19 protein-coding genes are annotated in these 19976 nt (G+C 73.9%); 9 read left to right on the top strand and 10 right to left on the bottom strand.

Annotated elements, in window-relative coordinates:
* Nucleotides 1-11 precede the first annotated feature (11 nt).
* From BF93_RS11960 to BF93_RS11945, 4 genes are all read left to right on the top strand, one after another.
* Entirely contained in the window at nt 12-1295 is a 1284-nt protein-coding gene (locus tag BF93_RS11960; protein WP_051486890.1) for a sensor histidine kinase, read from the top strand.
* Nucleotides 1292-1981 carry a response regulator gene (locus BF93_RS11955; RefSeq protein WP_038372903.1) on the top strand — a complete coding sequence of 230 codons (690 nt, stop codon included), beginning with the start codon at nt 1292-1294 and terminating at the stop codon, nt 1979-1981. Before BF93_RS11960 ends, BF93_RS11955 begins: the two co-directional genes overlap by 4 nt.
* 215 nt (nt 1982-2196) lie before the next feature.
* Complete coding sequence (locus tag BF93_RS11950; protein WP_038372902.1) at nt 2197-2973, top strand: ABC transporter ATP-binding protein; 777 nt, start codon at nt 2197-2199, stop codon at nt 2971-2973.
* The gene (locus tag BF93_RS11945; RefSeq protein WP_038372900.1) at nt 2970-5513 is read left to right on the top strand and encodes an ABC transporter permease; all 2544 of its coding nucleotides are present in this window, start codon (nt 2970-2972) and stop codon (nt 5511-5513) included. The genes BF93_RS11950 and BF93_RS11945 overlap by 4 nt, the downstream gene beginning before the upstream one ends.
* A gap of 43 nt (nt 5514-5556) precedes the next feature.
* Here the strand turns inward: BF93_RS11945 and BF93_RS11940 are convergent, their stop codons facing one another.
* A complete protein-coding gene (locus BF93_RS11940; RefSeq protein WP_084148509.1) occupies nt 5557-6057 on the bottom strand; it encodes a hypothetical protein in 501 nt (166 codons plus the stop codon).
* 284 nt (nt 6058-6341) lie between these two features.
* Here BF93_RS11940 and BF93_RS11935 point away from each other — a divergent pair, with 284 nt between their 5' ends.
* Nucleotides 6342-6590 (top strand): WhiB family transcriptional regulator, encoded by a 249-nt coding sequence (locus BF93_RS11935; RefSeq protein WP_038372899.1) that lies wholly within the window; start codon nt 6342-6344, stop codon nt 6588-6590.
* A gap of 100 nt (nt 6591-6690) precedes the next feature.
* Here BF93_RS11935 and BF93_RS11930 read toward each other — a convergent pair whose 3' ends face one another.
* The gene (locus tag BF93_RS11930) at nt 6691-8184 is read right to left on the bottom strand and encodes a sensor histidine kinase (RefSeq protein ID WP_038372897.1); all 1494 of its coding nucleotides are present in this window, start codon (nt 8182-8184) and stop codon (nt 6691-6693) included.
* A 102-nt stretch (nt 8185-8286) separates the two neighbouring features.
* Here BF93_RS11930 and BF93_RS11925 point away from each other — a divergent pair, with 102 nt between their 5' ends.
* The gene (locus tag BF93_RS11925) at nt 8287-8793 is read left to right on the top strand and encodes a DUF2505 domain-containing protein (protein ID WP_038372895.1); all 507 of its coding nucleotides are present in this window, start codon (nt 8287-8289) and stop codon (nt 8791-8793) included.
* On the opposite strand, the gene BF93_RS11920 is transcribed toward BF93_RS11925, so the two are convergent.
* Genes BF93_RS11920 through BF93_RS11910 form a run of 3 tightly spaced genes read right to left on the bottom strand, consistent with a single transcriptional unit; the run spans nt 8769 to nt 11081 of the window.
* Entirely contained in the window at nt 8769-9221 is a 453-nt protein-coding gene (locus BF93_RS11920; protein WP_038372893.1) for a DUF6912 family protein, read from the bottom strand. The two genes, BF93_RS11925 and BF93_RS11920, sit on opposite strands and share 25 nt — an antisense overlap.
* 4 nt (nt 9222-9225) lie before the next feature.
* Nucleotides 9226-10437 (bottom strand): CpaE/TadZ family protein, encoded by a 1212-nt coding sequence (locus BF93_RS11915; protein WP_038372891.1) that lies wholly within the window; start codon nt 10435-10437, stop codon nt 9226-9228.
* Nucleotides 10434-11081 (bottom strand): SAF domain-containing protein, encoded by a 648-nt coding sequence (locus tag BF93_RS11910; RefSeq protein WP_038372890.1) that lies wholly within the window; start codon nt 11079-11081, stop codon nt 10434-10436. Before BF93_RS11910 ends, BF93_RS11915 begins: the two co-directional genes overlap by 4 nt.
* Before the next feature lie 246 nt (nt 11082-11327).
* Between BF93_RS11910 and BF93_RS11905 the strand changes: the two genes are divergently transcribed.
* A complete protein-coding gene (locus BF93_RS11905; RefSeq protein WP_038372889.1) occupies nt 11328-11570 on the top strand; it encodes a helix-turn-helix transcriptional regulator in 243 nt (80 codons plus the stop codon).
* 39 nt (nt 11571-11609) lie between these two features.
* On the opposite strand, the gene BF93_RS11900 is transcribed toward BF93_RS11905, so the two are convergent.
* On the bottom strand, nt 11610-12158 hold the full coding sequence (locus tag BF93_RS11900; protein WP_038372888.1) for a hypothetical protein: 549 nt from the start codon (nt 12156-12158) through the stop codon (nt 11610-11612).
* A gap of 187 nt (nt 12159-12345) precedes the next feature.
* On the opposite strand from BF93_RS11900, the gene BF93_RS20090 reads away from it, so the two are divergent.
* Nucleotides 12346-13371, top strand: coding sequence for a LysM peptidoglycan-binding domain-containing protein (locus BF93_RS20090; RefSeq protein WP_232226361.1), 1026 nt, complete (start codon nt 12346-12348; stop codon nt 13369-13371).
* Nucleotides 13368-13772: an Rv3235 family protein gene (locus BF93_RS11890; RefSeq protein ID WP_038372885.1), complete on the top strand. Its 405-nt coding sequence runs from the start codon at nt 13368-13370 to the stop codon at nt 13770-13772. The genes BF93_RS20090 and BF93_RS11890 overlap by 4 nt, the downstream gene beginning before the upstream one ends.
* A 121-nt stretch (nt 13773-13893) precedes the next feature.
* On the opposite strand, the gene secA is transcribed toward BF93_RS11890, so the two are convergent.
* From secA to BF93_RS11870, 4 genes are all read right to left on the bottom strand, one after another.
* Nucleotides 13894-16800 carry a preprotein translocase subunit SecA gene (secA, locus tag BF93_RS11885; protein WP_038372883.1) on the bottom strand — a complete coding sequence of 969 codons (2907 nt, stop codon included), beginning with the start codon at nt 16798-16800 and terminating at the stop codon, nt 13894-13896.
* A 98-nt stretch (nt 16801-16898) separates the two neighbouring features.
* Nucleotides 16899-18194, bottom strand: a complete 1296-nt coding sequence (locus BF93_RS11880) for a winged helix-turn-helix domain-containing protein (RefSeq protein WP_038372882.1) — start codon at nt 18192-18194, stop codon at nt 16899-16901.
* 90 nt (nt 18195-18284) lie between these two features.
* The gene (hpf, locus tag BF93_RS11875) at nt 18285-18950 is read right to left on the bottom strand and encodes a ribosome hibernation-promoting factor, HPF/YfiA family (RefSeq protein WP_038372881.1); all 666 of its coding nucleotides are present in this window, start codon (nt 18948-18950) and stop codon (nt 18285-18287) included.
* Nucleotides 18951-19121: 171 nt separating this feature from the next.
* Nucleotides 19122-19904, bottom strand: coding sequence for a ComF family protein (locus tag BF93_RS11870; protein ID WP_232226357.1), 783 nt, complete (start codon nt 19902-19904; stop codon nt 19122-19124).
* Nucleotides 19905-19976 lie beyond the last annotated feature (72 nt).

Here is a 19976-nt window from a genome sequence, read left to right as displayed (position 1 = left end):
AGGCTCGAGGCATGAGCGCACCGCACGACCCCGCCGCGGCCCGGGCGGGAGGCCCCGACCTCCGGCCCGCGCCCCGGACCCGTTTCGACCCCTTCCGCTGGGTCGTCGAGCACCCCGGCTGGGTGGACCTGGTCGTCTTCGGGGGCGGCGCGCTGTTCCTGGCGGCGTTCTCGGTCCTGACCGGCTCGCTGGGATGGTGGCTGCTGTCGACCTTCCCGATGGTCGCCGCGGGCGCGTTCCTGCGCACCCGCACCGGCGGGGCGACCCTCGTGATCGGCATCCTCGCCGTGCTCCACTTCGTCGCGGGACAGCCCTACGTGCTGGGCGACGCGATGATCTTCTACGCCCTGTTCTGCGCGACCGTGCACGGCTCCGCCCTCGCCCGTCGCCTGGCGCTGGGAGCCGCCTTCTTCGGGGCGCTCCTGCAGGCCGGCGCCATGGCGGCGAGCCTGGCCGTGACGGTGCACTCGCTCGGGGAGCTGTACGAGATCGTCCTCGTCTTCGCGGTCTCGCTGTTCGTGGGCTGCGTCGCGGTGCTGGGGACCTGGGCCATCGGCCGGTACCAGCACGTGCGCGTGGACCAGCTGCGCCTGGCCCGGGAGCGGGCCGCGCAGGAGGTGCATCAGCGCGAGCAGCGCACGGCCCTGGCCGTCGCCGACGAGCGCGCCCGCATCGCCCGCGAGATGCACGACGTGGTGGCCCATTCGCTGTCGGTGATCATCGCCCAGGCCGACGGCGGCCGGTTCATCGCCGCCCAGCAGCCCGAGAAGGCGCAGGACGTGCTGTCCACCATCGGCGCGACCGGCCGCGCGGCCCTGGCCGACATGCGCAACCTGCTGGGGGTGCTGCGCCAGGACGAGGAGACGAGCTTCGGCCCGCAGCCCGGCATCGAGATGCTCGACGAGCTCGTCGCCCGGGTCCGCAGCGCCGGGGTGCGCGTCGAGCTGCGCCGTGACGGCGACCTCGCCACGGTCCCCCACGCCCTGGGCCTGACCGTGTTCCGCGTCGTCCAGGAGGCGCTGACCAACGTGATGAAGCATGCCGGCCCCGCCGCGAGCGTGCGCGTGGAGCTGGCCCGCACCGGCGACCTGCTGCGCCTGGACGTGCTCGACGACGGCCGGGGCCACGACCCGGCCTCCGACGGCCAGGGCCACGGCCTGACCGGCATGCGCGAGCGCATCGCCGCCTTCCAGGGCGAGCTGCAGACCGGCCCGCTGCCCGGCGGCGGCTACCGTGTGAGCGCACGCATCCCCCTGCGACCCGATGCCCCCGTCCCCGGAAGGACCGCCCGATGACCACGCCCGAGACCTCCCTGCCGCTGCGCATCGCCCTCGTCGACGACCAGCCGCTGGTGCGCGCCGGCTTCGCGATGGTCATCGACTCCCAGCCCGACCTCGAGGTCGTCCTCCAGGCCGACGACGGGGCCGCCGCCGTGGACTCCCTCGCCTCCCGGATGGTCGACGTGGTCCTCATGGACGTGCGCATGCCGCGGATGGACGGCATCGAGGCGACCCGGCAGATCCTCTCCCGCGCCCCCGCGGATCGCGCCCCGCGGATCATCGTGCTGACCACCTTCGACCTGGACGACTACGTCGTCGCCGCGATCCGCGCCGGGGCCAGCGGCTTCATGCTCAAGGACTCCCAGCCGGAGGAGCTGCTCAGCGCCATCCGGACCGTCCATCGCGGGGATGCGGTGATCGCGCCCTCGGCCACGCGGCGCCTGATGGAGCAGATGGTCTCCGCCGTCCCGTCCGCGACCCGGTCCACGGCCGTGCTGGACTCCCTCACCGACCGGGAGCGGGAGGTCCTCACCCTCATGGCCAAGGGGCTGTCCAACACGGAGATCGGGGCGGAGCTGTTCGTGGCCGAGGCGACCGTGAAGACGCACGTGGGCCGGGTGCTGTCCAAGCTCGGCGCCCGCGACCGGGTGCATGCGGTGATCACGGCCTTCGAGACGGGGCTGGTGCGCCCGGGCGAGTGATCCCGGGCGGGCGATCCGGGGCGAGCGATCCCGCGCTGGCGATCCCGCGCGGGTGATCGTGGGCGGATGATCCCGCGTCATACCGTGGGCGGACCTGTCCCTCCTGCTCAGGGCTCATGTCCCGCCGCGGCCTCACGACCTCGCGCCGATGTGCGCGGGGCCCGGCATGGCGGAGGCTGAGGGGGAACAGTCCACCAGCGAAGGAACGAACCTCCATGTCATCCTCTCCCGCCTCCCCCTCCTCGTCCCCCGCGCAGGGGCCCGCCCTGCGCGCCCGCGACCTGCGCCGCACCTACGGCAGCGGCACCTCGCAGGTGCTCGCCCTGGACGGGGTGGACCTCGACCTGCAGCGCGGGGCGTTCACGGCGATCATGGGCCCCTCCGGCTCCGGGAAGTCGACCCTGCTGCACGTGCTCGCGGGGCTGGATGCCGTGACCTCCGGCAGCATCGAGCTGGAGGGCACCGAGCTCACCGCCCTGGACGACGACGCGCTCACGCGGCTGCGCCGCGACCGGATCGGCTTCGTGTTCCAGTCCTTCAACCTGCTGCCGATGCTGACCGCCGAGCAGAACATCCTGCTGCCGCTGGACCTCGCCGGCGCCCGCGCGGACCGCGCCTGGCTGGACACCATCACCTCCGCCTTCGGCATCGCCGACCGCCTGGACCATCTGCCCTCCCAGCTCTCCGGCGGGCAGGTCCAGCGGGTGGCGATCGCCCGTGCCCTGATCGGCTCGCCCGCGGTGATCTTCGCCGACGAGCCCACCGGAAACCTCGACTCCCGCACCACGGAGGAGGTCCTGGACTTCCTGCGGCTCTCGGTCGACCAGTTCGGCCAGACGGTCGTCATGGTCACCCACGAGCGCGACGCGGCAGAGCGCGCCGACCGCATCGTCACCCTCGCCGACGGCCGCATCGCCAGCGACGAGCAGGGACCCTTCGGGCCCTCCGCCGCCCGCGCCGCCTCCGTGCCCGCCGCCGGGGGCGCCCGATGAGCCGGCCCGCACGTCCCCGCATCACCCCGGTGCGGCGCCATGTCGCCGCCATCGTCACCATCGCCCTGTCCACCGCGTTCGTCGCCGTGCTCGTGCTGGCGGGCAACCTCATGACCGCGTCCCTGGACCAGAGCGCCGAGTCGACCTACCGCGGCGCCGATCTGGTCATCGACACCGGCGGCGCGGAGCCGGTCGAGAACGCCGACGGCACCGTCAGCGCCCCGCCCGCCCCCGCGCTCCGGGACGTCGCGGCCATGTGGCCGGTCGCCTCGTACTACACGGAGCTGCGGTCCGCGGCGCCGGGAGGATCTCCCCGCTTCGTCGAGCTGCGCACGCTCCCGCCGCAGGAGGTGGCCCCCACCGCGGTCGGCGAGGGCCGCGAGGCCGTCGGCGATCACGAGATCACGCTCGCCCCGGAGACGGCGGAGGCCCTCGGGGTCGGCGTCGGCGACGCGGTCCTCGCGCAGACCTACGACGCGCAGGGCGAGGAGCAGCAGGTGTCCCTCGAGGTCACCGGGATCCTCGCTCCCTCGGCCTCCGGCTCGGACCTGTTCGCCTTCGACACGCCCTGGGCCGTGCTCACCGCGGCCAACGCCCCGGTCCTGACCGGCGGCGACCTCCCGGCGAGCACCTACACCTGGCATGCCGCCCTCACCCCGGGGGCCGATGCCGAGGCGATCGCGCGCTCCGGCTCGACCGCCGGTGTCGAGATCGTCACCGCCGAGCAGGCCATCGCCGAGGCGAAGTCCCAGGGCCTGTCCGGGATGGTCGCCATGGGGTCCATCTTCGGCGTGTTCGTCGTCATCGCCCTGCTCACCGCGGCCGTGGTGGTCGGCAACACCTTCACCGTCACCCTCGCCCAGCGCACCCGCGACCTCGCCCTGCTGCGCACCCTCGGCGCCACCCGCCGGCAGGTCACGGCGACCGTGCGCGGGGAGTCGCTGCGCGTCGGGCTGGTCGGCTCCGTCGCGGGGCTGCTGCTCGGGCACGTCCTGGCCCAGCTGGCCCTGCTCGCGGCCTTCCTGCTGGGGGCCACCCCGGGCCTCGGCATCGTCCCCGTCAGCGTGCTGTCGGTGGCGCTGCCGCTGATCGCCGGGGTGCTGGTGACCGTCTTCGCCGGGGTCTCCCCGCTGCGCCGGGCGACCCGGGTCGCCCCGCTGGAGGCGCTGCGCCCCGTCGAGGCGAGCTCCCGAGGGGCCGGGCGGCTGCGCGCCGTCGGCTCCGCGGCCGCGTTCGTCGCCGGCGTCGGCATGCTGCTGGCCGGGACCGGCATCTCCCTGGCCGGGACCACGGGCCCGGGGCTGCTGCTGGCCATCGCCGGCGGCGTCGTCAGCTTCGTGGCCGCGCTCGTGGGCCTGGTCGTGCTCACCCCGATCGCGACCTCCCTCATCGGCCGCGTGGTGCGGCGCCTGGGCGGGGTCCCTGCCACGGTGGCCGCGGCCAACACGCTGCGCCACCCCCGCCGCAGCGCGGCGACGATCTCCGCGCTCCTGATCGGCACCACCCTCATGACCATGATGGCGGTGGGCGCCCACACCGCGGAGGTCTCGCTGACCTCCGATCTCGACAACCGCAAGCCGATCGACATGGTCGTCCGGGCCGAGGCGATGCCGCAGGACGCCGTCGCCCAGGTCGAGGCGGTGCAGGGCATCGAGAAGGCCGTGGAGGTCCCCACGGCGGAGCTGGACGTCGACGCCCGCGACACGATGACCGTCTACGGCCCCACGCCCGAGGAGATCGACGACGTCGCCGTGCGCGGGGACATCTCCGCGAAGATGGCCGACGGCGTGCTGCTGACCGGCGGGGATCGCGCAGAGCAGTTCGGGCTGCACGACGGGCAGGTGCTCACGCTTCCCGCCGCCGACGGCGGCACCGTGCCGGTGACCGTCGAGCTCGACGGCAACCTCGCGATGAGCCTGCTGACCCCGGCGACCTTCGCGCAGCTGGCCGGCGGCGATCCGGCCACCGCCCTGTTCGTGGACATGGCCGCCCCCGGCGCCAGCGCCCGCGGCGGGCTCGACTCGACCACGATCCTGCTGAACCTGCGCGATGCGCTCGAGGAGGGCGGCTTCACCGACCCGTCCATGAGCGCCGAGGGCGTCGAGCGGGAGATGTACGGGCAGATCCTCGGCGTGCTGCTGGCGATCACCCTGGGCCTGCTCGCGGTCGCCGTGCTCGTGGCCCTGGTCGGCGTGGCCAACACGCTGAGCCTCGGCGTGGTCGAGCGCACCGGCGAGAACGCGCTGCTGCGGGCGCTGGGCACCACCCGCGCCCAGATGCGTTCCATGCTCGCCTGGGAGGGCCTGCTGCTCGCGGTGATCGGCGCGGTGCTGGGCGTGGCCCTGGGGATGCTCTACGGCACCACGGGGATCATGGCGATCTTCGGCTCGACCTTCCCGACCGTCGTCACCGTGCCCTGGGTGCAGGTCCTGACGGTGATCGTGCTGACCCTCGCGGCGGGACTGATCGCCTCGGTGCTGCCGGCCCGTCGCGCCGCCTCGACGGCTCCCGCACAGGCCCTGGCCGCGGCCGAGTCCTGATCCCCCAGGTCGCGGACGTCCTCCGGCTCCTCCGCCCCCGGCGTCAGCGCCGCGGGCGCGAGGGGCCGGTGCCGTCGCGGCGGTCCTCCGCCGCGGCGGCGAGATCGTGGGGCAGAGGGGTGGCCCGGGCGATCCGGGTGAGAAGCACGAAGGTCGCGACGGCGACGGCGATCGCCGCGAACCCCTCGGGGATCAGACCGGCGGTGAGCAGGCTGGCGCCCACCAGGGCCTGGAACAGCTGCCAGGTGATGCCGTAGCCGACGCCGAAGCGGGTGCGGGCCAGGATCGATCGGGCCGCGGCGAACACGGCCAGGGCGAAGGCGATGACGAAGATCCCCAGCCCGGTGCCGAACCGTCCGCCCTCGGGGACGCGGGCGATCACCGCGAAGGCGAAGGTCGCCACGCCCAGCAGGGCGAGGCCCTCCAGGGCCAGGAGCGCGGCCGCCGCGCGGCGGGTCCCGAGCAGGGCGGGCGCCTCGGGGCGGTCGGGACGGGCCGCACCCGGGCGTCCCGGGGCGCCCTGCGCGGGCTCGGACGTCGTCATGCCAGCACTGTATCGCCCGCCGACCAGGACGCCCGTATCGGACGTTTCGACGCAAGGCTCTGGGCTGTGGGAAGTGCCACCCACCTGACCTGCGCATCCCCTTGTGACCACCGGGTCACCCCGCAACAATGGAATCAGCCCGCCTTCGCGCCCCGGAGGGCATCTCACGCTCCGGCCGCGGCACGAAGAGGCCGTCCCACGAACATCGCCCGAACAGCGGGCGAGAGCACCACCGTGCCGCATCCTCCGGGTGCGGCGGGGTGATCCGGAAAGAGAGAGTGACGATGGACTGGCGCCACCGCGCAGAGTGCCTCACGCAGGATCCCGAGCTGTTCTTCCCGATCGGGAACACCGGGCCGGCGATCACGCAGATCCAGGAGGCGAAGGCGGTGTGCCAGCGCTGCGACGTCATGACGGCGTGCCTGAAGTTCGCCCTGGAGACCGGTCAGGACTCGGGTGTCTGGGGTGGTCTGTCCGAGGACGAGCGCCGCTCCCTCAAGCGCCGCAACGCCCGCGCCCGCCGCGCAGGCTGAGACCCGCCGCACCGCGGCCGTCGCCCCGCCCCCTCGGGTCCGCGGCCGATCTGCTCGACTTCCGAGGAGCCCGTCGCCGTCGCGACGGGCTCCTCGCGCGTCAGACGCCGATCGGGTCGAGGTAGACGTCGACCGTGGCCCGGGTCCCCCCGCCGCTGCGGTCCTCCCAGGTCAGCGTCCCGCCGAGCTCGCCCTGCACGAGCGTCTGGGCGATGTTCGTGCCCAGACCGGTGGGCGCGCCCCGGGATCCCATGCCCACGCCGTCGTCCTCGATGGAGATGACCAGATGGCTCCCCTTGCGCTCGCTGCGCACGGTGAGGGTCCCGCCGGTGTCGGACAGGCCGTGCTCGACCGCATTGGTGGCGAGCTCGGTGACCACGAGCGCCAGCGGCGTGGCCTCCTCGGCCCGGACCGCCCCGGCCTTGCCCTCCTTGGAGGTGCGCACCTCGACCTGGCTGCCTCCCACGGCCGGCGCGCCCACATGGCGCACCGAGGCGCTCGCGGCGTCCACGGCCAGGCGCAGGCAGCGGTCGATCACCTCGTCGAAGAACACGGTCTCCTCGCTGCCCTGCAGCAGGGACTCGTGCACCAGCGCGATGGTGGAGACCCGTCGCATGGCCTCGGAGAGGGCGTCGCGGGCCTCCTCCGACTTCATGCGCCGCGACTGCAGGCGCAGCAGCGCCGCCACCGTCTGCAGGTTGTTCTTGACGCGATGGTGGACCTCGCGGATGGTCGCATCCTTGGTGATGAGCTCCCGCTCGCGACGGCGCAGCTCGGTGACGTCCCGGACCAGCACGATCGCGCCGGTGCGCCGGCCCGCCTCCGTCAGCGGCACCGCGCGCAGCGACAGCGTCCCGCCGCGGGCCTGCATGTCCGACCGCCAGGCGGCCCGCCCCATGAGCACCAGCGGCAGCGACTCGTCCACCGGGGAACGGGTCTGGATGACCTCGGTGCTCAGCTCCGCGAGCGTGCGCTCGCGCATGTCCCCCTCGACCCCGAAGCGGTGGAAGGCCGAGAGCGCATTGGGCGAGGCCCACTGCACGGTCCCCGTCTCGTCGAGCTGGACGATCCCGTCGCCCACGCGCGGGGCGCCGCGCCTCGGCGGGATCGGAGCCCCCGCGATCGGGTAGGCGCCGGCGTCCATCATCTGCAGCAGGCGCTGGCCCAGCTCGTCCATGTGGGCCTCGGCGGTGCCGGCCGCGGTCTCCTGCGCGGAGGTCTCCACCGTGACGGCGGCCAGCAGCTTCCCCTCCTTGCGCACCGGCGTCAGGCGCACCCGGGCGGGGCGGTCCTCGCGCTGCACGGCGCGGGCCGTGCGGTCGACGGGATGGCCCGCCAGCAGCTGCGAGATGTCGCCGGCGATGTCCTCGGGGGCGGGGCTGCCGACGGGATCGTCGTAGTAGACGGACTGGCCGGTCGCGGGACGGCAGTGGGCGATGGCGAGGACCTCGCCCTCCCGCTCGATCCACAGCACCAGATCCGAGCGCAGCAGGTCCGCCACAAGGTTCCAGTCCCCCACCAGGAGCTGCAGCCACTCGGCGGCGGCGGAGAGGGAACCGGTGGAGTCGGAGAGGAACTTCGCGAGGCTGGGCATGCCACCAGCTTAGGGCCGCCCGGCAGCTGCCGGTGCCTGGCATAGAGTTGGCCCGATCGCCACATAGAGTTGGCCTCATCGCCGATGCTGGAGGAAGAGACCATGAAGCTGACGGAGACCCTGAGCCTGCCGATGCCCGCGCAGGACGTCGCCGCGATGTACGCCGATCCGCGCTACGCGACGGTCCGCGGCGAGGTGCTGGGCGCGCAGGACGCGTCCTCGAGCGTGGAGGGCGACGTGCAGGCCGCGTTCACCGTCTCGACGGACCTCTCCATGCCGACCGACCGCGTCCCGGACATCGCCCGCCCCTTCGTGGGCTCCTCGATCACGGTGCGCGAGGTCCAGCAGTGGTCGGCCCCGCAGGCCGACGGCAGCCGCACCGGCACCACGCATCTCGTCGTGGTCGGCACCCCGGCCTCGATGACCGCCTCGGTCTCCATGACCCCGGGCGCGGAGGGCACCACGGACATCGTGATCGACGGCGAGCTCGTCGCGAAGGTCCCGGTGCTCGGCAAGCGTCTGGAGAAGGCGGCCATGCCGTACGTCTCGCGCGTGCTGAAGGCCGAGCAGAAGGCGGCCCGCACCTACCGCGACGGCGCCTCCGCGTAGTCCAGCGCCGCGGCGCCCTCGCTGGCGTCGAACCACAGCAGGGCCGGGTCCGTGTCGTCGGCCTCGACGGCGCGCGCCCCCAGCTCGCTCACGTGGAAGGCGGCGATCCGCAGCGTGGCGGGCGCGGGGAGCTCGATGCCGTAGGCCCCGCCCTCCTCGGGGGACTCGACCACGGCCCGGTCGGGGACGTCCCCCGCCACCACCAGGGCGCGACGATCCGGGTCCTCCTGGGGGCCGGAGGTCAGGGCGACGTGCACGGCGTCCTGCAGGGCGTCGTACTCGAGATCCTCGGGGTCCTCCCCCGGGCGGTCCGTGCGCGCCGAGGCATGCACGGCCCAGGCGGAGCGTCCGGCAGGAAGCTCCAGGGCCCCGGCACCGGAGCGCAGCGCGGCGTGCTCGGCAGGGGTCACGGGCAGATAGATCCTCATGCGCTCATCCTGCCACCCGGGCGGGCGCGCCCTGCACCAGCGGCGAGCAGGCCAGCTCCTTCAGGGCACGGCGCAGCGGGCTGCGCGGGGCGGATTCGGCCAGCAGCGCCCCGTCCCAGGCCGCGCGATGGCATGCGGCCGAGTCCTCGGGCAGGGCGTGCAGGGACGCCAGCGGCATCCTCCCCGCCAGCAGCTCCTCCAGCCGCTGCGCCGGGATCAGGGAGGTCGTGCGGTTGACCAGGACGGCCAGATCGGACACCCCGAGCTCCTCGAGCCGCTCGCGCTCGCGGATCAGCCGGGTGATGCCGACGGGCTCGGCATCGACCACGGCCAGCACCTGGTCGGCCGCCTGCAGGGCGGAGAGCGCGGCGCCGTTGCGCTGCGGGGCGCTCGTGTCGTAGCTGAGCTCCTCGTCCTCCTCGAGGTTTGCGGCCACGTCGACGATCACGAGCCCGCCGCGGCGGCGCAGCGCGGACCACACGCCGTCCAGGCCGCTGGGCCGGACCTCCGCCCAGCGGGCGGCGACGCCGATCCCGGTTAGCAGCCGCAGCCCCGGCCCCAGCGAGGGAAGAAGCCCGGCCAGCGTCCGCGCATCCAGCGTGTCCCGGGCGCTCGCCCGGCACGCGGCCACGAGGCCGGGAGCCTCCTCCAGCACGCCGAGCATCTGCGCGAGGCTCGGGGCGTAGGTGTCGGCATCGACCAGGACCGTCTCCGTCCCGGCGGCCGCGGCCTCCGCGGCGAGGTTCACGGCGACGGTCGAGCGTCCCGGGGCTCCGGCGGGTCCCCACACCACGAGGATCCGGCCTCGCGGCTCGTCGTCGCTGGGATCGGCCGGAGGACCCTGGGTCCAGGCGTCGACCTCCTCCTCGTCCTCGCCGATGGCCGCCTCGATCGCCGTGAGGATCTCCTCGACCGACGCGGAGGAGTCGACGACGTGGCGCAGCCCCAGGTCGGTGCGGCCCAGGGCGGCGCTGTCGGGGCGCAGGCCCACCACGGCGGCGCCCGTGCGCAGCAGATCCGCGATCGCATCGCGGTCCAGGCCGCGCACGGTGAGGTCGATGACGACGACGTCGCCGATCCCGGCGGCCGCGGCGCCGCGGGTCTCCGCCAGATCCGCGCAGCGCCGGACGACCCGTGCCCGGGACCCCGTCGGGGCGAGGTCGTGCACGATGCGGACCTCGTCGCTCCCCGAGGCGCACAGCACGATGTCGATCATGAGCGCGCCCCCTGGGCGCCGGGGACTCCGATGACGTCCAGCCGGGCGTCCTCGGCCAGCGCCTCGAGGACCAGCGGCACGTCCTCGGCGGGCACGAGGACCTCGACGGTCATCGAGCGCATCCCGATCGCGCTGCCCTCGTCGACCCGGCGCACGACGGCGCTGTCGATGAGGAGCTCCGCGGTGGGCGGGGCGCCGTCGATCCCCTCGCGGGTGCGCCACAGCTCGACCTGCCCGCCGGGCGCGACGGACTGCGCGACCGACTCCTCGACGGGCAGCACGACGGGACGCAGCGGAACCTCCGTGCCCTGCCCCACCGCGGAGACGGTCAGCAGCTCCCCGGAGCGGACCGTCTGCATGGCCACGGACCCCTCGGGGATCGCCTCGAGATCGCGGACGTAGAGGCCCTCGAGCTCTCCGAGGCGCACGTCCACAGACGTGAGCTTGTCGGCGGTGATGACGTCGCCGGGAACGATGTCCACGCGGGCGGCGAGGACGGTGGTCGTCTCGGCCAGGCGGGAGACGAGCACGGAGCCGAGCAGGATGCTCAGCAGCACCAGGGCGATGCCGACCACCAGGCGCGGGTCCTTCCAGCGGGGTCTCCGCAGGCGCATCGTTGCGGGGGCGGGGGCGGCATCGGTCATCGGGACCTCCGGGGACGGCCGCGGCGTGACGGCCAGGGGCGGGGACGGGCGCGGCGGGCCGCGCTGGTTCGAGGGTAGACGAGCCCGCAGGCGGGCGGGCCCGGTGGTCATCGGCTGTGGACAACTGCCGCGCTCGCGGAGAATGCGCAGGCGAGCGCGTCGCAGGAGGGACGCGCGGGCGCTCGTCGCCTCCTCCCGCGGGCCCGGAGGTGCGACAATGGGCGTGCCCGACCCCGAGGAGTCCAGATGCCCCCACGGTTCATCCCGCTGTCCGATGTGGCGGAATCGCTGTCCATCTCCGCGTCCCAGGCCTACGCCCTGGTGCGCTCCGGGGAGCTGCGCGCCATCAAGGTCGGCGGCCGGGGGCAGTGGCGGGTCGAGATCTCCGAGCTCGAGGACTACATCCAGCGCAGCTACGCCGAGACGCGCACCCTGCTCGAGCAGGAACGAGCCGCCGAGTCCTCCGCCGGCGAGCGCACCTCCCGCTGACCTCCGCCCGCCCGCGCCCGGCGCGGGCCCCCGTCCGGCTCAGAGCACCTGCACCAGGACGAGCGCGGAGAACGGCACCAGCACGTCGCGGCCGGCGCTGACCCGCACCGCCTCCCCGGTGGGAGAGGTACGCAGGTCCAGGGCATCGGCCCCCACCGCCCGCAGCCGTCCGTGGCAGGTCCCGGCGTCGGTGCGCAGGCGCACCAGCGAGCGGTCCCGGGCGATGCCCCGCAGCTCGTGCCCGATGCCGTAGGGGCGCCGGCCCACGGTGTCCGAGACCGGCCTCGCCCGCTGCGGGAGCCCTTCGACCAGGGAGATCCTGGACATCGGCACCAGGGCGATGCCGCCCTCCCCGGAGGGGCGCAGACGCACCCACTCCTCCCCCGAATCCTCGATCGCCCCCTCGACCACGAGGTCCGCAGCGAGGTGGATCCGCACCACCCTCCCGGCCGCCCCACGGAAGCGATCGGCCAGGCTCACCTGCGCGCGCTCGGCCCGGGCGAGCTCGTCGGACATGGCGCGCATGTCGAGCGACTCGAGGTGCTCGAACCGACCCTCGAGATCGTCGAACATCCTCTCCATGCTCATGGGGGCCACTGTAGCGACCTCGCTCCGGCCGCCGTCCGCGACGCAGATCCCCCTCCCCGGAATCCGGGGGCTTGCCGGACTCCGCACATCGCCGTACTGTGCATCACATGACATCAAACTGCATCAAACGACAGCCTCCGCGTCCGACCGATGCCGAACGGCACGTTCCTGTTCCAGGACGGCTCGCATGACCTCGGCAGCACCGCCCCGCCGCGCGGCACGCCCCTCCTCGCCGGGGATCGGTCCGACAGGAGGGGCGTACGCCCTGCTCAGCGTGCTCGCCGCCGCGGCCGGCGCCGCTGCGCTGCTCTGCGCGCGTTCCTTCGGCCCTGCGGCGCTCGCGGGCGCCGGCACCCAGGCGATGACCGCCTCCCTGCTGGCCCTGGTGGGGCTGGCCGCCACCGCCTTCTGCGGGTACCTGACGCTGATCTGGGCTCTGGCGGCCCTCGCCCGCGGTCGCCACGGACGGCTGAGCGGCCGCGCCAGCCTGCAGGTCCTGCGCCTGCTGGCCCCGGCCCTGGCCCGCCGCGTCGCCCTGGGCGCCGCCACCGCGACCGCCGTCGGCTCCCTCGCCCTGGGCCCCGCGCTCGCCATGGATCCCTCGTCCTGGGAGGATCCGCCCAGCACCCCGAGCGCCCCGAGCGCGACGGCGCAGACCGTGGGCACCGCGGCCTCGGCGCCGGCGATGTCGGAGCCGCTCCTCGAGGCCGCGCATCCCTCGCACATGGTGCGGGCGGGTGCCGCCGCGGAGCTCGCTCCTGTTCCGGCCGACGGGGAGGCCGTCCCAGCCGACGGCGAGGCCGTGCCGGCCGATGGGGAATCCGTGCCGCGCGACCGCCGGGACGACGCCGCGTCCTCATCGTCAGAGGTCGCCGCCGACCCCGACGAGACGCCGCCCGGCCTCGGCTGGGTCGCACCGGCTCCCGAGCCCGCGTCCCCCGCCCCTCAGCAGCGCACCGTCACGGTGCACCCCGGGGACAGCCTGTGGTCCCTCACCGACGATCTGCTCGGCCCCGAGGACGAGCCCGCCGCGGAGATCGCCGCCGCCTGGCCCGAGCTCTACCGCGCCAACTCCGCGACCATCGGCTCGGATCCCGACCTCATCCACCCCGGGCAGGTGCTCGTCATCCCCGCCGGGATCGGCGAGGGTCCCGGCACCCCGGATCAGCCCGCCCCCTCCACGCAGGACACCCGAGATCAGGAGGTCTCATGACCGCCACCGACCAGCGCCTCCAGACGGCACCCGGACGCCCCGGGATCGCCCCCGAGGACCCGCGCAGCGTCGCGCCGATGGTCGAGGCCGTCGCGCGCAGCGCCGTCGAGATCGTCCGCGACGCCCGCCCGGTCACCGCTCTGTCCCGCGTCGTCACGCCGGAGATCTCGGCCATGCTGGCCCGGCGCGCCTCGCTGACCCGGCGTCTGAGAGGGACGTCGACGCCGCGCGACCCCTCGGCCCTGCGCATCGCCGTCACCGGGGTGCGGGTGTGCGTGGTCGACGAGCGCACCGTCGAGGCCAGCGCCGTGCTGCGCGAGGTGGGGCGCGCCCGCTTCCTCGCCATGCGCTGGGAGCTGCGGCACACCGGCTGGCGCGTCACGGTGCTGGAGATCGGATGACCCGGCGATCGGCGCGCGAAGGCCCGGCACCCCCAGGTGCCGGGCCTTCCCTCTGCCCGGGTCGCGCCCGCCGGGTCAGGTCCCCGCAGGTCTGCGTCCCGCCGCGGCGGCTCGCACCGCGTCAGCGTCCGCGCCGGGCGCTCCCCGATCCCTTCGTGCCGCGCTGCTCGGCGCTGCGGCTGCGACGCTCGGCCTTGGCCCGGCGGCGGCGCTCGGCACGCGAGAGGGAGCTCTCGTCCTGCGCGTCGGTGGCCTCGGCGGAGGAGTAGCGCAGCTGGCCTGCGCTCGGGCCGTCGTCCAGGCCCTTGGCCTCCAGCACGACCTCGGGCGCCCGGCGGTCCTCATCGGTCGCCGAGGGCTCCTCGCCGTCGGCCGCCGGCGTCTCGGCCTCCTCGGCCGCGGAGTCCGAGGCGGCGCCGTCCTCCTGCGCCGCCCGCGGGGCGGCCGCCGCATCGGCGGCGGCCTTCGCGGTCGCGCCGACGGAGGTGACGAGCTTGGAGACCGCATCGGGGACGACGGAGGTCTGCTGCTGCACCGTGACCTCGAGGTTGAAGAGGTAGCCGACGGCATCCTCCTTGATCCCCGCGATCATGTCGTTGAACATGAGGTGGCCCTCGCGCTCGTACTCGATGAGCGGATCCCGCTGGGCCATGGCGCGCAGGCCGATGCCCTCCTTGAGGTAGTCCATCTCGTAGAGGTGCTCCCGCCAGCGCCGGTCGATGACCGACAGCAGGACGCGGCGCTCGAGCTGACGCAGGGCGTCCTCGCCGAGCTCCTCCTCGCGCCGGTCATAGGCCAGTCGCGCGTCGGCGAGGATCTCCGAGCGCAGATGCGCGGCCGAGAGGTTCTCCTTGCCGTCGACGTCCTCGATGAGCTCATCGGCCGTGATGGAGACCGGGTAGATCGAGCGCAGCGCGCCCCACAGCTCCTCGAGGTCGAAGTCCTCGGGGTTGCGGCCCTTGGTCGCCGCGTCGACGGCGCCGCCGATCACCTCGTCGATGTAGCGGTCCACGTGCTCGGTGAGGTCCTCGCCGTCGAGGATGCGGCTGCGCTCCTCGTAGACCTTCTTGCGCTGCTTGGTCAGGACGTCGTCGTACTTGAGGACGTTCTTGCGGATCTCCGCGTTGCGCGACTCGATCGAGGTCTGCGCCCGCTGGATCGCCCCGGAGACGACGCGTCCGGTCAGCGGGATCGACTCGTCGACGCCGCCGCGGGAGAGCAGCGACTCGGCCATGCCCGCGTTGAACAGGCGCATGAGGTCGTCCTGGAGCGAGAGGTAGAACCGGGACTCGCCGGGGTCCCCCTGGCGCCCGGAGCGGCCGCGCAGCTGGTTGTCGATGCGTCGCGACTCGTGGCGCTCGGTGCCCAGCACGTACAGCCCGCCGAGCTCGACGACCTCGTCGTGCTGCTCCTTGACCTGCTCCTTGGCGTTCTCGATGGCCTCGTCCCAGGCCGCCTCGTAGGCCTCCGGATCGGCCTGGGCGTCCAGGCCGCGCTCCTCGAGGGCGGCGTGCGCCATGAACTCGACGTTCCCGCCGAGCATGATGTCGGTGCCGCGGCCGGCCATGTTGGTGGCCACGGTCACGGCGCCCTTCGCACCGGCCATGGCGACGATGGAGGCCTCGCGCGCATGGTTCTTGGCGTTGAGGACCTCGTGGGGGACGCCCTGGGCGGTGAGCAGCTTGGAGAGGTACTCCGACTTCTCCACGCTGGTCGTGCCCACCAGCACCGGCTGGCCGCGATCGTGCCGCGCGACGATGTCCTCGACGACCGCGTCGAACTTGGCCTTCTCCGTGCGGTAGACCTTGTCGGCCTGGTCGATGCGCTGCATCTCCTTGTGCGTCGGGATCGGCACGACGCCGAGCTCGTAGGTGTTCATGAACTCGGCGGCCTCCGTCTCGGCCGTGCCGGTCATGCCGGAGAGCTTCTCGTAGAGCTTGAAGTAGTTCTGGAGGGTGATCGTGGCCAGCGTCTGGTTCTCCGCCTTGATCGCCACACCCTCCTTGGCCTCGATGGCCTGGTGCATGCCCTCGTTGTAGCGGCGGCCGGCGAGGATGCGGCCGGTGTGCTCGTCGACGATGAGCACCTCGCCGTTGAGCAGCACGTAGTCCTTGTCGCGCTTGAAGAGCTCCTTCGCCTTGATGGCGTTGTTCAGGAAGCCGATCAGCGGCGTGTTCAGGGACTCGTAGAGGTTGTCGATGCCCAGGTGGTCCTCGACCGTGTCGATGCCGGACTCGAGGATGCCGACGGTGCGCTTCTTCTCGTCGACCTCGTAGTCCCGGTCGCGGCGCAGCAGCTTCACGACCTTCGCGAACTCGGCGTACCACTTGTTGGCGTCGGCGCCCGAGGGCCCGGAGATGATCAGCGGCGTGCGGGCCTCGTCGATGAGGATCGAGTCGACCTCGTCGACGATGGCGAAGAAGTGCCCGCGCTGGACGCGGTCCTTCGGCGACAGCGCCATGTTGTCGCGCAGGTAGTCGAAGCCGAACTCGTTGTTGGTGCCGTAGGTGATGTCGGCCGCGTACTGCCGGCGGCGCTGCTCGGGGGTCTGGCCGGAGGTGATCACCCCGGTGGTGAGGCCCAGGGCGCGGAAGACGCGCCCCATGATGTCGCTCTGGTAGGTGGCGAGGTAGTCGTTGACCGTGACGATGTGCACGCCCTTGCCGGCGAGCGCGTTGAGGTACGCGGGCAGGGTCGCCACCAGCGTCTTGCCCTCACCGGTCTTCATCTCCGCGATGCGCCCGCGGTGCAGGGCGGCGCCGCCCATCACCTGCACGTCGTAGGGACGCTGGCCGAGCGTGCGGCGGGCGGCCTCGCGCACGGCCGCGAACGCCTCGACCTGGATGTCGTCGAGGGTCTCGCCGTCCTCCAGGCGGGCCCTGAAGCGCGTGGTCTCCTCGCGCAGCTCCTCGTCGCTCAGCTCGGTGAAGACGTCCTCGGCCTCACCCACCCGCTGTGCGATGGACTCGAGCTTCCGTCGCTCTCGGCCCTCGCCCGCGCGCAGGATCTTGTCGAAGAGGTTGACCACAGGTACTCCCATTTCGTCTGGAAACGTCTCGCCGGACGGTTCATGCCTGTCACATCGTAGTCGTCACGAGCCTGGGCGTGAGCCCGGTCCGTCCCCCGTCAGGACGGGATGCCCGCCGCGGACGCCGCACGGACCTCCGCGTGCAGGGCCGCGGAGAGGTCCCCGGTGCCCGGGCCCGTGAGCACCTCGATCTCCTCCAGCCCCTGCCAGGTCGCGGCGCGGGACAGCTCGGCGGCGAGCGCCCCGGCGATGGTCCCCGCCCCCGGGCGTTCGCGGGCCCGGGTGCGCAGGGCGGGCTCGGCGTAGGTCCCGCGCACCTCCAGCACTCCGCGGGACCGGTCCGAGCGCAGGTCCACCCGAGCAGGGATGCGGTCGCCCAGCAGGAGGAGCAGGGAGTAGTAGCCGGTGGTCCGGCGCTGCGCCGGGGTGTAGATCCCGATGGTGTAGTCGACGTCGAACAGCTCCCGCAGGCGGGGCCGATGGAAGGCGATCGGGTCGAAGGGGCTCACCAGGGCGGCGCCGCGCAGGGCGGAGCCCTGGGGCGCGTCGCGGTGCAGCAGAAGGCGGCGGGGTCCCTCCGGCAGGCCGACCTCGACCTCGCGCAGCTCGCCGTCGGCCAGCAGGCGGGTGATCGCCGGGCGCACCTCCCCGACCCGCAGGCGGAAGTAGTCCGCGATCGCGCCGGCATCGGCGATGCCGAGCGCCCGGGCGGCGAGCGAGGTCAGCGAGAGCACCGCGGCGGGGTCCTCAGCCGCATCGGTGCCCGGGTCGACGGGGCCGTCCGGTGCCTCCGGGGCCGGGAGGTACAGCCGCTCGAAGCGCTCGTTGCGCCCGACGCAGTCCAGCGCCCCGGAGCGGAAGAGGTACTCGACCGCCCACTGGCTCTCCGTGCGCCGCCAGCCCCACCCCTCTCCGCGATCGTGGTCGCCGAGGTGGCGGGAGATCGCCGCCGCGCTGAGGGGGCCGTGCTCGGCGATGGTCCGGAGGATCCCCTCGAACAGGTGCGGGGACTGCTCGGCGGCGCGGCGGACCGCGCCCCAGTCGCGGTGCGCGGCCCGGGCGCGGCGGAAGGCCAGCAGGGCGTGGACCGCGGGCGTGGCATAGGCGGCCTCGTGCGCGAGGGCCTCGCGGACGCGCCGTCCGGGGCCGGGACGGGACGCCGTCTCGAGAACCGTGGTGTCCCAGCTGCCGGTGCGCGTGAACACGGGCATGTGGTGGGCCCGGGCGAAGACGTTGACGGAGTCGATCTGCAGCAGGTGGGTGCGTTCGAGGGTGCGGTCCAGGGCGCGCCGGCTGGCGGCGGGGCCGGGCACGACCGTCCGGCGGGCCGGGCCGATGCCCTGGGAGCGCAGCGCGATCCGGCGGGCCTGCGCCCAGGAGAGGGTCTCGGTCATGCGGGCGGGTCCTCCGGGGTCGCGGATGGTGGGCGCAGCGAGGGCGGGAGGCCGCGATGCGCGTGCCTCCCGCCCGGGCTCGTCAGGGGATCAGGCGTCCTCGAGCTGGCCGTCCAGCTCGATCACTCCGTAGCTCCAGCCCTTGCGGCGGTAGACCACCTTGGGGTTGCGGGACTCGGCGTCGATGAACAGGAAGAAGTCGTGCCCGACCAGCTCCATCCGGTACAGCGCGTCGTCGATGCTCATCGGCTCGGCGACGTGCTTCTTCTCGCGGATCACGACGGGGCTGAGGCCGGTGTCCGGGACGTCCTCGGCGGCAGGCTCCGGCTCCGGGGCTGCGGGCGCCGTGCTCGGGGTGCTCTCGGCGCCGGCGTCCTGGGCGAGGTCCGGATGCGTCGGCAGGGTGCGCAGCGAGGCGACGGACGTCTGGTGGGAGCGGTCCTTGCCGCGGTGACGGTCCTTGCGGCGGTCGCGGGCGCGCCGCAGCCGCTCCAGGAGCTTGCCGTAGGCCACGTCCAGCGCGGCATAGAGATCGTCGGCCCGGGCCTCGGACCGGATGATGGACCCGCTGTCGTGCACGGTGAGCTCTACGCGGTCGCTGAGCTCGCTCTGACGCGGGTTGTTCTCGTGCGACATCTCGACATCGACCCGGAGCGCAGCCGGGGCGAGCTGTGTGACCTTGTCGAGCTTCTCCTCCAGGTGGCGGCGGAAACGCTCGGGGACGTCCATATGGCGTCCGACGACATTGATCTCCATGAGGTCCTCCTCGGAATCTTCGGCGCGGCCGCTCTCCGCCCGGCCGCCATGGCGCTGAGTGGGGGACCACCTCCTCTTCTCGAGGGCACTCGTCGTATCGAGTCAGGCCAGCATGCCACGAACGGCTGGGCCTGTGCAGGAGATCACTCCCAGGTTCCGGGATCCGGTCTCTCACAGCCGCACCGGGGCCGGCCAGCGGGCGGAGGCGACGACCACCGCCGCCACCGCCGCGGCCCCGGCCGGCGATCCCTCGTGGAGGGCGCGCAGGGTCGAGCCCGTGGTGACCACGTCGTCCAGCAGGATCACCCGCGGGTGGTCCGGCGCCGGGCCGCGTGCGGGATCGCGCCCCCGATCGCGCGCCGCCGCGGCGCCGGCCGCGCGGAAGGTGCGCCGGCGACGCTGCCGCGCGCCCTTGCCCGCCTGGGACCCGCTCAGCGAGCCCCGCACCGTGAGGACCTCCACCCCGGTGCGCCGGGACAGGGCGCGGGCCAGCAGCGCCATGTGGTCCTCCCCGCGCCGGATCCGGCTCCCCGGGCGCGAGGGGACGGGCACGAGGCGGTACAGGGCGGGGTCCTCGCTCCCGACGATGTCGCGGACGACGGGGGCGAGGGCCTGCGCCAGAGCGCCGGTGTGCAGGAGGGCGCCGCCGTTCTTCCACTGGACCACCAGGCGCTGCAGCGCCCCGGCGTACTCCCCCAGGGCGAGCACCGGGAACGGGGAGCGGTAGTCGACGCCGACCGGCTCGGGCGGGGCTCCGGAGCGCTCCCGCACCCGCGCCGCGGCGACGATCTGCAGGGCGTCGCACACCGACTGCACCTCCTGCGCCCCGGCCTGGAGGAGCGTCCGGCAGGACGGGCACAGCAGCGTCCCCTCCTGGCCGCAGGGGCACTCCAGGGGGATCACCAGGGCGCACAGGTCCCGCAGCATCCTCGTGACGACCTCGCGCGCATCCATGGCTCCAGGGAACCGCGCCGGCGGCCCGCGCGCTCGCGCCTGGGGACGACGGGGCGCTGGGGAGGAGCAGCC

Origin of the sequence: Brachybacterium phenoliresistens (genome assembly GCF_000576425.1) — a bacterium.
Classification (GTDB): Bacteria; Actinomycetota; Actinomycetes; order Actinomycetales; family Dermabacteraceae; genus Brachybacterium; species Brachybacterium phenoliresistens.
The sequence above is the reverse complement of the archived record's forward strand: the minus strand, read 5'-3'. Positions and strand labels throughout refer to the sequence as shown.

Excerpts from the sequence above, each read along its gene's own strand:
- BF93_RS11960 (WP_051486890.1), top strand. The coding sequence starts at position 12 with ATGAGCGCACCGCACGACCCCGCCGCGGCCCGGGCGGGAGGCCCCGAC.
- BF93_RS11955 (WP_038372903.1), top strand. The coding sequence starts at position 1,292 with ATGACCACGCCCGAGACCTCCCTGCCGCTGCGCATCGCCCTCGTCGAC.
- BF93_RS11950 (WP_038372902.1), top strand. The coding sequence starts at position 2,197 with ATGTCATCCTCTCCCGCCTCCCCCTCCTCGTCCCCCGCGCAGGGGCCC.
- BF93_RS11945 (WP_038372900.1), top strand. The coding sequence starts at position 2,970 with ATGAGCCGGCCCGCACGTCCCCGCATCACCCCGGTGCGGCGCCATGTC.
- BF93_RS11940 (WP_084148509.1), bottom strand. The coding sequence starts at position 6,057 with ATGACGACGTCCGAGCCCGCGCAGGGCGCCCCGGGACGCCCGGGTGCG.
- BF93_RS11935 (WP_038372899.1), top strand. The coding sequence starts at position 6,342 with ATGGACTGGCGCCACCGCGCAGAGTGCCTCACGCAGGATCCCGAGCTG.
- BF93_RS11930 (WP_038372897.1), bottom strand. The coding sequence starts at position 8,184 with ATGCCCAGCCTCGCGAAGTTCCTCTCCGACTCCACCGGTTCCCTCTCC.
- BF93_RS11925 (WP_038372895.1), top strand. The coding sequence starts at position 8,287 with ATGAAGCTGACGGAGACCCTGAGCCTGCCGATGCCCGCGCAGGACGTC.
- BF93_RS11920 (WP_038372893.1), bottom strand. The coding sequence starts at position 9,221 with ATGAGGATCTATCTGCCCGTGACCCCTGCCGAGCACGCCGCGCTGCGC.
- BF93_RS11915 (WP_038372891.1), bottom strand. The coding sequence starts at position 10,437 with ATGATCGACATCGTGCTGTGCGCCTCGGGGAGCGACGAGGTCCGCATC.
- BF93_RS11910 (WP_038372890.1), bottom strand. The coding sequence starts at position 11,081 with ATGACCGATGCCGCCCCCGCCCCCGCAACGATGCGCCTGCGGAGACCC.
- BF93_RS11905 (WP_038372889.1), top strand. The coding sequence starts at position 11,328 with ATGCCCCCACGGTTCATCCCGCTGTCCGATGTGGCGGAATCGCTGTCC.
- BF93_RS11900 (WP_038372888.1), bottom strand. The coding sequence starts at position 12,158 with ATGAGCATGGAGAGGATGTTCGACGATCTCGAGGGTCGGTTCGAGCAC.
- BF93_RS20090 (WP_232226361.1), top strand. The coding sequence starts at position 12,346 with ATGACCTCGGCAGCACCGCCCCGCCGCGCGGCACGCCCCTCCTCGCCG.
- BF93_RS11890 (WP_038372885.1), top strand. The coding sequence starts at position 13,368 with ATGACCGCCACCGACCAGCGCCTCCAGACGGCACCCGGACGCCCCGGG.
- BF93_RS11880 (WP_038372882.1), bottom strand. The coding sequence starts at position 18,194 with ATGACCGAGACCCTCTCCTGGGCGCAGGCCCGCCGGATCGCGCTGCGC.
- hpf (WP_038372881.1), bottom strand. The coding sequence starts at position 18,950 with ATGGAGATCAATGTCGTCGGACGCCATATGGACGTCCCCGAGCGTTTC.
- BF93_RS11870 (WP_232226357.1), bottom strand. The coding sequence starts at position 19,904 with ATGGATGCGCGCGAGGTCGTCACGAGGATGCTGCGGGACCTGTGCGCC.